The organism is Aurantiacibacter gilvus, from assembly GCF_038289935.1.
Lineage (GTDB): Bacteria > Pseudomonadota > Alphaproteobacteria > Sphingomonadales > Sphingomonadaceae > Alteraurantiacibacter > Alteraurantiacibacter gilvus.
This window is the reverse complement of the sequence record NZ_JBBYHV010000001.1, coordinates 1296079-1309431: the sequence shown is the minus strand read 5'-3', so window position 1 is coordinate 1309431 and position 13353 is coordinate 1296079. Positions and strand designations below refer to the sequence as shown.

The window sequence follows — 13353 nt, the reverse complement described above, 5'->3', positions numbered from 1 at the left end:
GGGGCGGAGATTAGATCACCGCCCCCGCAGATGGAATCCCTCAAATGCGAAAAGCGACCAAATGCCGCTGGCGCGCGCCTACTCGTCGAGAGGAGCGTAAGGCGGCTGCATGTCGGGATTGTTGGCCAGCATCTCCGCGAACGGGGTGAAGCCGCAATTGTCCTCTTCGCAATAGGTGACGGTGTGAATGTAGCGGATTGCGCCGTTTTCGACGCGGAATGTGTGGCTGTCCGGACGACGGTTCTCGCCGAATTCGAGAAACACGTTCACTGCGCCCTTCACCGGGTCGACGACATAGCGACGGTTCGTCAGTTCCACGCCTTCGGGCACACCGACGTTGCAGCTGTCAGTCGGCTCTCCACGGGCAGTGTAGACCCCGCCTTCCAGGCGTGCGCAGGGTGTCCCCCACGGCACTTCCACGGTCGGGTCATTGAACAGGTCGAGATAGGCGTCGGCGGCGGCGATCAGTTCCTCCCGCGTGGCGCGTTCGCCTTCGGGAATGTCGCCCCAGTCCTCGCGCCGGGCATATTCGTAAGTGGCTTCGGCGTCGAACAGCCAGTCACCCTCGTCGGTAACGATGTTGTCGAAGCTGCCAACGCCGAAAAAACCGCTGCCGAAAGTGGTCGCCGTGACGATCGGGCGCTCTGCGTCTTTCATGACTGCTTCGACGAAGACCTTGCAGCTCGTGGTGTCCAGCAGGGCCATGTGCCAGTTCACTTCGCGGGCCGGATGGAGGAAACCGCCGAGCGAGGAGCGTTCGAAGTTCTCGTTGTAATCGACCCATTCGCCCAGCTGCATGGTCATCATCGTGCCCTGCTCGATAGCTTCGATCCAGTCGTCAGCCATTCCCTGCAGCTGTTCGCGGGTGCAGGCACCTTGCGCCATGGCGGGCGTGGCGGAGACAAAGGCGGTGGCGGCGGCAAGAACAGCGTAAAGCTTGAGGCTCTTGGGCTTGCGGGTCATGGTCAGGCGATCCTCTTGAACAGGCGGCTTGATGCCGCTCCGTGGACATAGTCAAAAAGATTTCTAACGCCTGTTTTCGACCCTGTCACGGGGGAGTAGGTGACATTTGCGACAGAAGGCGCTAACCGCCTCGCGCTCGGTCGGACAGGTGGCAGAGCGGTTGAATGCACCGGTCTTGAAAACCGGCGTGGGTGCAAGCCCACCGTGGGTTCGAATCCCACCCTGTCCGCCAGCAATTCCCCGCTATGCTGCCTTGATGCTGTGGTCCGCGAGAGCCGCGTAGTCCGCGCGGCAGGCGTCTGCGACCTGCTGCTGGTACTCGCTCAGTTCGGGCACAGGTCCGGGCGGCGCGCCAAAGCCGGTCGAGGCGTTGACCTTGTCGTACCAGTGCGGGCCCCAGATGCCGTCTTCGGGCAGTGGTCCCTTTTTCCATGACAGCATTGCCGGGGCCCAAGCGATGTCCAGTGCCTCGCACAGCTTCGCCAGCACGCCAGCGGGATTCGTCAGGATTGCATCGGAATCCACCACTGGCGGTGCGTGGCCCAGGCGATCGGCTTCCGTCTCGAAGTAGCGGCGCATGCGGGCATAGCCGAGCGCTTCGGGGCCGGTCAGCTCGTTCTTGTGGCGATAACTGGCGACCATGCGCGCGGGATTGCGGATCAGGAAGGCGTGGCGGTGGTGCGGCATGTGTTCGATGTGCACCGGGCCTTCCATGTGGTGCGGCATATGCTTCTGGTACCAGACCGGCTCGCCGCCGGGCGGATCGCCGGACAGCGTGGCCAGCACCCTCTTCCAATCACAGTCCATGTTGTCGATTATCTCGGCTGCCATGGGGTGCGGTTCGCCGGTTTCCTTGAGGAAGGCGCCGTAGAACGGTTCGTCCGACACTGCGCAGTCTGCCCGTGCACCGAAGCTGCGCATCATCGCGGTCGAGATGTTGCGCGGGCCAGACCACATGGCGATCCTGACAGTCAGGGCCGCGCCCTCCCCGCTGCATCCTCGGCAATCCGCTTGAGGTAGAGCTGTTGCAGGTGTTCGACCATCGGGCCGCGTTCAGTTCCCAGAACCCGGCCGTCCACGCTGCCGACGGGGGCCACGCCCGCAAAGGTGCCCGTGGTGAAGGCTTCGTCCGCCCCGTAGACGTGGGTGAGCGAGAAATTGCGCTCGCGCACGGTGATCCCGGCCTCGCGCGCGATTTCAATCACCATGCCGCGGGTAATGCCGTCGAGGCAGTAGTCTCCGCTCGAGGTCCAGACCTCGCCATCCTTGACGATGAAGAAATGCGTCGAATTGCAGGTCGCCACGAAACCGTGCGGATCGAGCATCAGCCCCTCGTCGGCACCTGCCTGTGTCGCCTGGATGCAGGCGGTGATGCAGTTGAGCTTGGAATGGCTATTGAGCATCGGGTCCTGCACGTCGGGATATCCGCGCCGCACGTGGACGGTGAACAGCTTGAGCATCCGCGTCGCGGTTTCGGGCGACGGTTGCTTCCATTCGGGGATGATCACCACCGTGGCGGGCGTCACCACCACGCGCGGGTCCTGGTAGGGCGTGGAGCGGACGCCACGCGTCACCATCAGGCGGACGTGGGCACCGTCATCGGTCATGCCATTGGCGTCGAGCACGGCGTACAGCCGCCGCGCCATCTCCTCGCGGCTGATGCCGATATCCATGGCGATGGCCTTGGCCCCGTGCCACAGCCGGTCGAGGTGGCGGTCAAGGAAAGCCAGCCGTCCGCCGTGGAGGCGCAGCCCTTCCCATACCCCGTCGCCCAGCATGAACCCGGAATCGAACACGCTCACCCGCGCTTCGTCACGCGGGAAATGCGTCCCGTTTACGTCGATCAGGATCTCCGCATTGCGCGGATCGGGGAGGTAGGAATGTGTCCCCTGCCCTTCCATCGGATCAGATGTGCAGTGCCCGGCCGTATGCAGCGAGCACGCTTTCGTGCATCGATTCGCTGATGGTCGGGTGCGGGAACACGGTCTGCATCAGTTCGGCCTCTGTCGTCTCCAGCGTCTTGCCGACGACATAACCCTGGATCATTTCCGTCACTTCCGCGCCAACCATGTGCGCGCCCAGCAGTTCGCCGGTCTTGGCGTCGAACACGGTCTTGGTGAAGCCCTCGGCCTCCCCCAGCGCGATGGCCTTGCCGTTGCCGATGAAGGGGAACATGCCAACCTTCACCTCATAACCTGCCTCCTTGGCCTTGGCCTCGGTCAGGCCGACGCTGGCGATCTGCGGGTGGCAGTAGGTGCAGCCCGGAATGGCCGAGCGGTTAAGCGGGTGCGGATGCACGTCCTTGTTGCCAAGTTCCTGCGCGATGGCTTCCGCCGTGGTGACACCTTCGTGGCTCGCCTTGTGCGCCAGCCACGGGCCGGGCGTGCAATCGCCGATGGCCCACAGCCCCTTCGACTTGGTGCGGCCGTAGGGATCGATCTGGATGAACCCGCGATCGAGCTCGGCCAGCTTGTCGATGCCAATATTCTCGGTGTTGGGGACGATGCCGATGGCGACGATGCAGTGGGTGAATTCCTGCTCGCCAGCCTTGCCGTCCTTGGGCTTGATCTTGGCGGTTACGCCCTTGGGCGTGGCCTTCAGCTCTTCGACGCCGGCGCCGGTCATGATCGTCATGCCCTGCTTGGTCAGCGCCTTTTCGAGGAAGACGGACACGTCCTTGTCTTCCACCGGCACCACGTTGTCGAGCATCTCGACAACGATAACATCGGCGCCCATGTCGTTGTAGAAGCTGGCAAACTCGATGCCGATCGCACCTGAACCGATCACCAGCAGCTTCTTCGGCATTTCCGGCGGGGTCATGGCAGTGCGGTAGGTCCAGATTTTCTTGCCGTCCGCCGGAGCAAAGGGCAGGTCGCGCGCTCGGGCACCGGTGGCGACGATCACGTGCTTGGCAGTGAGCTTCTCCTCACCCTTCTCGCCCTTCACCGTCAGGCTGGTCGGGCCGGTCAGCGTGCCCTCGCCCATGTGCACGGCGATCTTGTTCTTCTTCATCAGGTGCGTGACGCCCTGGTTCAGCTGCTTGGCAACGCCGCGGCTGCGCTTCACCACGGCCTCGATGTCAGCCTCGATGGCACCGGCGATCTTCAGGCCATAGTCCGACGCGTGCTGCGCATAGTGCAGGATCTCCGCGCTGCGCAGCAGGGCCTTGGTGGGGATGCAGCCCCAGTTGAGACAGATGCCACCCAGCAGTTCACGCTCCACAATGGCGGTCTTCAGCCCGAGCTGCGCGCAGCGGATTGCCGCGACATAGCCGCCGGGGCCGGAACCGAGAACGATGACGTCGTAGGAAGTGCTCATGATCTATCCTGCAATGAGGGTAACATAACGGGCGGAGACCCAGCCGGAGCGGCATGGGCCGATATAAGGAACGACATTCGGAACCGGCGAGGAAACCTCGCAGTCGACACCGGGCTCGCGGTTGGAGCCGTATACAATGCCGATCCACTGCTGGTCTGCGGTCCCGTCGCAGAACCAGACTTCCTCGCCTTCGCGGAGCTCGTCCATCTTGCTGGCCTGCGTGGTTGGCGCGGCGCGCACGGCGAGGAAGTTGTCGCCGTCTGGGTTGAGGCCGCTGACGACGCCGAACCCGGCGCAGGCGTCGAAATCCAACCCGTCGTGGCCGATCATCACCGGCTGTGCGTCTGCCGGTTCGTGTGCGGCGAGAGGTGCGCTGGCGAGGGCGGTGGCGGCAATGGCGGCGACTGCCCTCATGACTGCGCCTCGTTTACCGAGCGCGGATGGCCATGATCGTCGACTGCAACGAAGGTGAACTTTGCGGATGTCACCCGCTCTTCCCTGTCGGAATGGCGCTCCCGCCGATAGGCGTCGGTGCAGATTTCCATCGAGGTGCGCCCGACACGGGTGATCTCGGCATAAACCGATACTTCGTCGCCAACCTTCACCGGCTTGTGGAATTCCACGGCGTCCATGGCGACGGTGACTGCCCTGCCCTTCGCTCGCCGGGCGGCAATCAGGCCTGCGCCCGAATCCATCAGGCTCAGCAGCCAGCCGCCGAAAATGTCTCCGTAGGCGTTGGCGTCAGCCGGCATGGCGGTGACGCGCATGGCCGGATCGCGCCTGCTATGCGTTCCACTTTCCGTCATTCGGACACCAGCGACAGGTTGAGCGCCATGACCCAGCCATGGGCGCAGGGGCCGTTATACGCTTGTGGTGTGGCGATCGGGCGGCTCACTCGGCAATCTCCCAGATCCTGGAATTCACCCGTGGCATAGACAATGCCCTGATAGTCGCCCACGGCTTCGCACAGCCATACGAGCGAGCGGATCGGCAAGCGGTCCTTTTCTCGGGCATAGGCGTCCGGTGCCTCGAGCACGGCAATCTCCGGTTCGAAGTGGGTGACCGAGCCAATACCGCCGCATGCGTCGAGCTCCGGACCGTCGAGACCGATCCGCGGCACCTGTTCCCGCTCGCTCGCTGCCACCTGTGCCGGCAGGGCAAGGCAGGCAGCGACAATGAGACAGCGTCGGACCATGGCGGTGCTTACGCCACCAGCCCGAGCGGTGCCTCGATCAGTTCCTTGAACACCTTCATCAGCTGCGCGCCGTCAGCGCCGTCGATGGCACGGTGGTCAAAGCTGCCGGTGGCGCTCATCACACTGGCGATCTGCAGGCTGTCTTCGACCACGTAGGGGCGCTTCTCGCCCGCGCCGATGGCCATGATCATGCCCTGCGGCGGGTTGATGACCGCCTCAAACTGCTTGATGCCGAACATGCCCATGTTGGAAAGGCTCGCCGTACCGCCCTGGTATTCCTCGGGCGCCAGCTTGCCGTCCTTGGCGCGGGTGGCGAGATCCTTCATCTCGGTGCTGATCTTGCTCATCGCCTTGGCACCCGCGTCCTTCACGATCGGGGTGATGAGGCCGTTGGGGATCGACACAGCGACCGAGATATCGGCGCGCTTGAACTGCAGCATCGAATCGCCGGCGAACTGGACATTGCAGGCCGGGACCTGCTCCAGCGACTTGGCCAGCGCCTTGATCAGCATGTCGTTGACCGACAGCTTAACGCCCTGCGGCTCCAGCGCCGCGTTGAGCTCGCTGCGCAGCTTGAGCAGGGCGTCGAGACGGATATCCACCGTCAGGTAGATGTGCGGGACCTGCTGCTTGGACTCGGTCAGGCGGCGCGCGATCGTCTTGCGCATGCCGGAAAGCTTTTCGACGTCGTGCGGAATGCCGAAGTCCTGTGCCTCGGCCGGTGCGGCAGCGGGTGCCGGAGCGGCGGCAGCGGCAGGCGCCGGAGCAGCAGTACCGGGCTGTGCGCCGTCGACGTCAGCCTTCACGATGCGGCCGTTGGGGCCGGACCCCTTCACGGTGGAGAGGTCGATACCCTTCTGCTCGGCAATACGCTTGGCGAGCGGTGAAGCGATAATGCGGTCGCCGCTTGCGGCGGGAGCAGCAGCCGGAGCTGGTGCTGGTGCGGCAGCCGGGGCAGCTTCTTCCTTCGCCTCGGACGGGGCAGGAGCCGGAGCAGGCGTGGCAGCGCCACCAGCCGGTTCGACGTTAGCCACGTCTTCGCCTTCTTCGGCCAGTGTGGCGATCACGGTACCGACGGCGACGCCTTCGGTGCCTTCTTCAACCTGGATGTGGGCGATGGTGCCTTCGTCGACCGCTTCGAATTCCATCGTGGCCTTGTCGGTCTCGATCTCGGCCATGATGTCACCGGCGGAAACCTGGTCACCCACTTTAACCAGCCATTTGGCCAGCGTGCCTTCCTCCATGGTCGGTGAAAGGGCGGGCATCTTGATGGCAATCGGCATTGCGGCGCTTGCTCCCTGGCAGCTGGTTGTCGCGTGACCCGCTCATTGGCCAAAATCATGGCGCGGGGCAAGGCATCTTGCGGAATTCAAGGTTTCCACCGATACCATGACGCCGGGAGACCATTAATGCGCGTCTATCTGACGATCATCGACGAAACGGAAGAAGCACAGGTCGCGCTGCGCTTTGCCGCGCGTCGTGCGGCGAAAACCGGCGGCGCCGTGCACCTGCTCGCGCTGGTGCCGAAGCAGGCCTTCAGCGCCTTCGGGCGAATCCAGGAAACTATCGAACAGGAGGCCCGCGACCGTGCCGAGGTGCTCGCCAATTCTGCCGCGGGCGAAATGAAATATGAAAGCGGCAAGATGCCGCAGATTGCCGTGCGGGTGGGCGACGGCAAGGCGGTGATCAGGGAATACCTCGAGGAACACCCGGAAGTGGCCGCGCTGGTGCTGGGTGCGGCAGCGGACGGCATACCCGGCCCGCTGGTTACCTATTTCTCGACCCACGCGGGTGACCTGCAGTGCCCGGTGTTCATCGTTCCGGGTGGCCTGTCGAATGAAGAGCTGGACAGGTTGAGCTAGCGTTTCTTGCCCCGCCCCTGATGGCGGATATTGCCCGGACGCCCGCGCTGGCCGACTACGTGCTTGCCCTGCCTGTCCTTCTTCGGGCCCTTGTTCGTACGGGGCTTGCGCTCGGGCCTGCGCCCGCGAGGTTCCACCTTTTGCGACCCGCCACCTTCAGGCAACTCGAACTTCAGGGCGCCCGTCAGCGGGTTGGCCTCGGCCAGGCGCAAGTCAAGCACGTCGCCCACGGTGTAACTCTCGCCGCTATCCTCGCCGATCAGCGCATGGGCGGCCTCGTCGTAGCGGAAGTATTCGCGGCCCAGCGTGGAGATCGGCACCAGTCCGTCGCCGCCAAGGCTCACGATGGTGGCGAAGAATCCGAACTTCTGCACCCCGGTGATGCGGGTCTTGAACACCTCGCCCACGCGGGCTGACAGCCATGCGGCGACGTAGCGGTCGATGGTGTCACGTTCCGCCTCCATCGCTCGGCGTTCAGTGACGCTGATGGCGTCGGTGATCTTGCCGAGATCGTCGCGATCCTTGTCCGACAGTCCCGAATGGGCCGGGATCGCCTTGCTCTTGGGCTTGGGCTGCTCCAGCCCGAAACTGTCGACCAGTGCGCGGTGAACCAGCAGGTCCGAATAGCGGCGGATCGGCGAAGTGAAGTGCGCATAGCTGCCCAGCGCGAGCCCGAAGTGGCCGGCGTTCTTGGGGCCGTAATAGGCCTGCGTCTGGCTGCGCAGCACGGCTTCCATCACCAGCCCTTTTTCGCTCGGATCGCCGATGTCCTTGATCATGCGGTTGAACAGGCTGGGGGTAATGACCTGCCCCAGGGCCAGGTTCTTGCCGATCGATTCGAAGTATTCGCGCAGGGCGATCAGCTTCTCGCGGGTCGGCGGCTCGTGGATGCGGTAGACCACCGGGCTGGCCTTGCTTTCCAACGCCTTGGCTGCCGCGACGTTGGCCGCGATCATGAAATCCTCGACCACGCGGTGGGCATCCAGCCGTTCGCGCACGGCGATCTCGGCGATCTTGCCCTGTTCATCGAGGATCACGCGGCGTTCGGGCAGTTCCAGTTCCAGCGGATCACGGTCCGCGCGCGCCTTGGCGAGCAAGGCCCATGCGTCCCACAGGTTGCGCAGGTTTTCGGGCGCATCGCCCGCGTCGATTGCAGCCTGCGCGTCTTCGTATGCGATGTTGCCCGCGATCCGCACCAGTGCGCGGGTGAAACGCCAGTCTGTTACCCGCCCCCCGGCATCGATGTGGAGGTGGCAGGCCATGGCTGCACGATCTTCGCCTTCCTTCAGCGAGCAGACGTCAGCCGAGAGGACTTCGGGCAGCATCGGCACGACCCGGTCGGGGAAGTATACCGAATTGCCGCGCTTGCGCGCCTCGCGGTCCAGTTTGCTATCCGGGCGCACGTAGAACGATACGTCGGCAATGGCGACGATGGCGCGGAAACCGCCCTTGCCATCGGGTTCGGCCCAGATGGCATCGTCGTGGTCACGCGCATCGGCGGGGTCGATGGCGACGATGGGTACGTTTCGCAGGTCTTCGCGCTGCTCCTCGCTGAGGGCAAGCCTGGTCGCCTCGTCGGCTTCGTCCAGAACCTCGTCGGGGAAGTTGAAGGGGATGCCGTACTTGTGGATGGCGATCAGCGAATAGGATCGCGGGGCGAGCGGATCGCCCAGCACCTCGGTCACCTTCACCGTCGAATTGCGACCGCGCCCGGCAGGTTCGGCGAGGACCAGTTGGCCTTCTTCGGCCTGCCCGACATCGCTGACGCGGGCGGAACTGCGGATCTTCTTGTCGACCGGCGCAAGCCAGGCCTGGCCGCTGCGGTCAAACTCGACAATGCCCAGCAATGCGCCCTCGGTCGACGGCAGCTTGCGCATGGGGTGGGCCAGCCAGCCCTTCCCCGCTTCTTCGGTCCGCGCGAGGATACGGTCGCCCTTGCGCAGGGCGGCCTGCTTCTTGCGTTCTATCACTCGCAGGCGTGGCGGCGGCGTGGCGTCATCGGGCTGCCAGGTCTCGGGGATCGCAATGGGCTCGCCATCCTCGATATCGACCACGCGCAGCACGGTGACCTTGGGCACGCCGCCCATGCGGTGGAAGGCGCTCTTCTTGCCGTCGATCAGGCCTTCTTCGGCCATGTCCTTCAGCAGCGCCTTGAGCGCGATTTTTTCCTGTCCCTTGAGGCGGAAATGCTTGCCGATCTCGCGCTTGCCGACGACGTTTTCGGATGCGCGGATGAATTCGAGGATCTGCTCCTTGCTGGGCAGTCCCTGGAACTTGTTGTGGGGGCGTTTTGTCATCTGCCCCGCCATATGGGGGCTGGCTTACTCGCTGTCGACCGGTAGCGGATAGAATTGCCCGCCCGGCACGGCGCTGGAGACCGGGCTTTCCGCCCCGTCGGCAGCAACAGAACTGACCCCGAAGATCCAGTCGTCCCCGCGATCGGGCGCTAGGATGATCGAATTGAGGTCCGCGGCAGGGTCTGCGGCCAGCACTTCGCGCAGGTTCCAGTCGCGCTCGTCGGTGCGGCGGCGGTAGATCCGGTAGCTGGTCGCGCCGGCGACAGGCTCCCATTCCAGCAGGACGTCAGGCCGCACGATACCGTCGCTTTGCACCACGGGCGGCATGGGCGTGCGGGCGAGCACGTCGGCCGCCTGAACGTTCAGCCGGGTGACGCCGGCGAGGAAATCGAAGTCCATTTCGTCCACCGTGTCGCCGTAGGTCACTCCGTCCTCGACGCGCAGGTCCTGATGCTGGTGTTCGTAGTCTTCGATGGCGACCGAGAAGCGGATAGCGGGATAGCCGCGGTCGAGAAACGGCAGGTGGTCCCCGCCTCGTCCCATGCGGTCGCTGCGCCATGTCTGGCGGACATCAAGACCGCCCACCTGTGTATCGGCCAGTTGGTCCAGGAAACGCGAGAGGTTGCGGCTGGGGCTGTCGTTGGCACCGCCCATGGAGCGCATCTGCGCGCTAGTGGCCTCGTCGGCGTCGGCGCGAACACCTTCGGAGAACACGCGGACATGGCTGTCATCGCAAACCCCGTCTGAACCGCAGGATCCGCCGACCACGTCGTTGTTGAGCACGGCCTTCACCGTCCAGCCCTGCTCGGTGGCATAGTCGGCCAGCAGGTTGCCGCCGTAGAGGCCCTGCTCTTCCCCCATCAGCAGGGCGTATATGATGGTGGTGGGGTATTCGTGCTGCGACAGCGCTCGCGCTGCTTCCAGCACCAGGGCAGAGCCGCTGGCATTGTCGTTGGCGCCGGGAGCGTCGGCTTCCGCGTTCATCACATCGGAAACGCGGCTGTCGATATGGCCCTGGATAATCACGACCTCGTTTGGGCGCTCGGTGCCCCACTGGATCGCGACGGCATTGCGGATCAGTACCGGCTCGGGAATACGCCGCCCGCTCATCTCGCGCTCGACATAGTTGACTTCGAGACAGCCGCCGCAAGTCGCGCTGGTCTCTTCGAACTCCGCCCTGCCCCAGCGCAAGGCCGCTCCGATGCCGCGCTCGGTTCCGTCAAGCCCGGAGAGCGTGTGCCGCGTGCCGAAGCCAACCAGGGTTTCGACATCGGCTTGCAGGCGTTCGGCGGAAACGGGTTCGGCCGGATCGTCATGGGCGATGGCAGGAGCGGCGATGGCGGCAATGCATGCCGCTGGCAGGATCAGATAGCGCATGCGGCGAGAAATCGCCCAATCGGGCGGACTTGGCAAGGTGGCTGATTGCAGGTGTTACCCATCACGGGAGCGACCCGCCGGTCGCGCGGCAACCCGCCCGCCTAGAGCGGCTGCGGCGGTTCGCCGTAGCGGTTCGGGCCTGGCTGCGATTTGAATACGCCGAACACGATCACGAACAGGTAGCCGAGCCAGGAAATGTAATTCACCGGGTTGGAGCTTACCTCCATCTGCATCGCCTGCATCTGTTGAGGACTGGCACCCGAGGTGAAGATCTGCTGCAATTGGTCGGCCTGGTCGATTTGCCCGTAGATCGCCATCACCTGGATCACTACCGGCACCAGCGCCAGCCAGCCGCTGTAACCCGCGTCATGCAGACGGCGGACAAAAGCTGCTACGAACAACAGCGTTATAATGGCCGAAGTGGCAACGCCAATCCACATCATTGTCCCGAGCGAGTTGGCCATTTCGGCCATCATGCGCGCTTGCACGCGTTCCATATCCATGCCGGACTGGGCGGCTTCGAGACTGCTGCCGAATGCAGATGCCATGGACGGGATCGCTGATAGCAGGCCGATGGCGAACTGCAGCAGCACCAGGAAGAGGACGTAGAACCAGAATGTCTGGCGCGCGTCGCGCCCCTCGAAATTGGTGACGTTCTTCAGGCAATATTTGGTTTCGTTGATCATCGACAGGCCTCCCTTATGTCAATGATATCAGTAGGCGCGCGCTACGAACACCCTTTCGACCGCCGGCTCACCGGTGAAGATGCAGGTGCCGTCCGCCGGCGGCACATGCATGGGCACGTTGCGCAGCGTGAGGCGCAGCGCCTTGAGCTGTTCCACCACCTTTTCCAGCCCCTCGCCTGTCGGCTTGGACCACTGTACTTCCACCCAGCCGGGATACTTGCGATCCTCGCCAAAGTGGGCGGCGAGGTCCTCCATGGTGTCGATGTCGCGCACGATGTTGGCTTCGCGCCGCTCGCGGGCTTCGACCAGCAGGCCGTTCTGGATATCGGCGAGGATCGTCGAGATCGACTGGGCGGCCAATTCGCGGGTGGGTGACTGGAAAGCGGGCTTGCCCGTCTCGGCATTCCACAGGGCATCGCGCCGCAGCAGGCTGACAGCGCCGTTCTCCATGTCACGGCTACCGACCTCGATGATGACGGGTGCACCCTTGCGCACCCAGTCCCAACGCTTGGTGGCAGCCTTGCCCGGACGGGTGTCATGCAGCACGCGCACGGGCTCTCCCAGTGCGCCCTGGCCAGCGATCATCGCGCGCAGCTCCTCGCAATAGGCCAGCAAAGCATCGTCTTCGGGCTTGTCGCGCAGCATCGGCAGGATCACCACCTGGAACGGCGCGAGAGCGGGCGGGACGCGCAAGCCGTCGTCATCGCCGTGGGTCATGATGAGTCCGCCAACCATGCGGGTCGACATACCCCAGCTGACCGTGTGGCACAGTTCTTCACGGCCTTCGCGGTTCTGGTAATGGATGTCGGCTGCCTGGGCGAAATTGGTGCCGAGATAGTGGCTGGTGCCCGCCTGCAGGGCCTTGCCGTCCTGCATCATGGCTTCAATCGACCAGGTTTCCACGGCGCCCGGGAAGCGCTCGTTCTCCGGCTTCTCGCCAGCGATCACCGGCAACGCGGCGTCTTCTTCGGCGAAGGAGCGGTACAGTTCCAGCGCCATCATGGTTTCGGCCTTGGCTTCCTCGGCGGAGGCGTGGGCGGAATGGCCTTCCTGCCACAGGAACTCGCTGGTGCGCAGGAACATGCGGGTGCGCATCTCCCAGCGCACGACGTTGGCCCACTGGTTGAGCCGCAGCGGCAAGTCGCGCCATGACTGGATCCAGCGGCTCATGGCGTCGCCAATGATCGTTTCCGAGGTCGGGCGCACCACCAACGGCTCTTCCAGCTTGGCTTCGGGATCGGGGATCAGGCCGCCCTTCCCGTCTGAGATCAGGCGGTGGTGTGTGACCACGGCCATTTCCTTGGCGAAGCCGTCGACATGCTCCGCTTCGCGGGTGAAATTGCCCAGCGGGATGAACAGCGGGAAATAGGCGTTCTGCACGCCGGCGGCCTTGATCCGGTCATCCAGCAGCCGCTGCATGCGCTCCCAGATGCCGTAGCCCCACGGCTTGATCACCATGCAGCCGCGCACACCCGATTCCTCCGCCATATCGGCGGCGGAGATCACCTCCTGGTACCAGGCGGCGAAATCGTCTTCGCGCTTGGTGTTGAGAGCGTGGCGAATGGCGGACATGGCAGGCTTTCCAAAATTCAACGGGAACGGCACGCTCGCATGCCGCCGGATTGGCGACAAGTCGAGAGTGCAGGAGGTTTATC

Annotated in this window: 13 protein-coding genes and 1 tRNA gene; 2 read left to right on the top strand and 12 right to left on the bottom strand. The window is 64.2% G+C overall.

Annotation, left to right across the window (positions count from 1 at the left end; all coding sequences use genetic code 11):
* Positions 1 to 78 precede the first annotated feature (78 nt).
* Complete coding sequence (locus AAEO60_RS06410; protein WP_341672821.1) at positions 79 to 963, bottom strand: DUF8021 domain-containing protein; 885 nt, start codon at positions 961 to 963, stop codon at positions 79 to 81.
* Positions 964 to 1105: 142 nt separating this feature from the next.
* On the opposite strand from AAEO60_RS06410, the gene AAEO60_RS06405 reads away from it, so the two are divergent.
* Positions 1106 to 1195 (top strand) — tRNA-Ser (locus tag AAEO60_RS06405).
* 11 nt (positions 1196 to 1206) lie between these two features.
* Here the strand turns inward: AAEO60_RS06405 and AAEO60_RS06400 are convergent.
* From AAEO60_RS06400 to AAEO60_RS06370, 7 genes are read right to left on the bottom strand one after another with little or no spacing between them, the layout of a single operon-like run.
* Positions 1207 to 1920, bottom strand: a complete 714-nt coding sequence (locus tag AAEO60_RS06400) for a sulfotransferase-like domain-containing protein (protein ID WP_341672820.1) — start codon at positions 1918 to 1920, stop codon at positions 1207 to 1209.
* Positions 1921 to 1934: 14 nt separating this feature from the next.
* Entirely contained in the window at positions 1935 to 2864 is a 930-nt protein-coding gene (locus AAEO60_RS06395) for an aminotransferase class IV (protein ID WP_341672819.1), read from the bottom strand.
* 4 nt (positions 2865 to 2868) lie between these two features.
* Positions 2869 to 4281, bottom strand: coding sequence for a dihydrolipoyl dehydrogenase (lpdA, locus tag AAEO60_RS06390; protein ID WP_341672818.1), 1413 nt, complete (start codon positions 4279 to 4281; stop codon positions 2869 to 2871).
* Between the two features lie 3 nt (positions 4282 to 4284).
* Positions 4285 to 4695: an SH3 domain-containing protein gene (locus AAEO60_RS06385; RefSeq protein ID WP_341672817.1), complete on the bottom strand. Its 411-nt coding sequence runs from the start codon at positions 4693 to 4695 to the stop codon at positions 4285 to 4287.
* Complete coding sequence (locus AAEO60_RS06380; protein ID WP_341672816.1) at positions 4692 to 5087, bottom strand: acyl-CoA thioesterase; 396 nt, start codon at positions 5085 to 5087, stop codon at positions 4692 to 4694. The genes AAEO60_RS06385 and AAEO60_RS06380 overlap by 4 nt, the downstream gene beginning before the upstream one ends.
* Positions 5084 to 5476 carry a hypothetical protein gene (locus AAEO60_RS06375; RefSeq protein WP_341672815.1) on the bottom strand — a complete coding sequence of 131 codons (393 nt, stop codon included), beginning with the start codon at positions 5474 to 5476 and terminating at the stop codon, positions 5084 to 5086. Before AAEO60_RS06375 ends, AAEO60_RS06380 begins: the two co-directional genes overlap by 4 nt.
* 8 nt (positions 5477 to 5484) lie before the next feature.
* On the bottom strand, positions 5485 to 6759 hold the full coding sequence (locus AAEO60_RS06370; RefSeq protein WP_341672814.1) for a pyruvate dehydrogenase complex dihydrolipoamide acetyltransferase: 1275 nt from the start codon (positions 6757 to 6759) through the stop codon (positions 5485 to 5487).
* A gap of 126 nt (positions 6760 to 6885) precedes the next feature.
* Here AAEO60_RS06370 and AAEO60_RS06365 point away from each other — a divergent pair, with 126 nt between their 5' ends.
* Positions 6886 to 7338 carry a universal stress protein gene (locus AAEO60_RS06365; protein ID WP_341672813.1) on the top strand — a complete coding sequence of 151 codons (453 nt, stop codon included), beginning with the start codon at positions 6886 to 6888 and terminating at the stop codon, positions 7336 to 7338.
* Here the strand turns inward: AAEO60_RS06365 and rnr are convergent.
* The 4 genes from rnr to AAEO60_RS06345 form a co-directional block, all read right to left on the bottom strand.
* Positions 7335 to 9635 (bottom strand): ribonuclease R, encoded by a 2301-nt coding sequence (rnr, locus tag AAEO60_RS06360; protein ID WP_341672812.1) that lies wholly within the window; start codon positions 9633 to 9635, stop codon positions 7335 to 7337. The genes AAEO60_RS06365 and rnr overlap by 4 nt on opposite strands.
* A gap of 24 nt (positions 9636 to 9659) precedes the next feature.
* Entirely contained in the window at positions 9660 to 11012 is a 1353-nt protein-coding gene (locus AAEO60_RS06355) for a M28 family peptidase (RefSeq protein WP_341672811.1), read from the bottom strand.
* Between the two features lie 101 nt (positions 11013 to 11113).
* Positions 11114 to 11698, bottom strand: coding sequence for a DUF805 domain-containing protein (locus AAEO60_RS06350; RefSeq protein ID WP_341672810.1), 585 nt, complete (start codon positions 11696 to 11698; stop codon positions 11114 to 11116).
* 27 nt (positions 11699 to 11725) lie between these two features.
* Positions 11726 to 13270, bottom strand: a complete 1545-nt coding sequence (locus tag AAEO60_RS06345) for an aminoacyl--tRNA ligase-related protein (protein ID WP_341672809.1) — start codon at positions 13268 to 13270, stop codon at positions 11726 to 11728.
* Between the last annotated feature and the right edge of the window lie 83 nt (positions 13271 to 13353).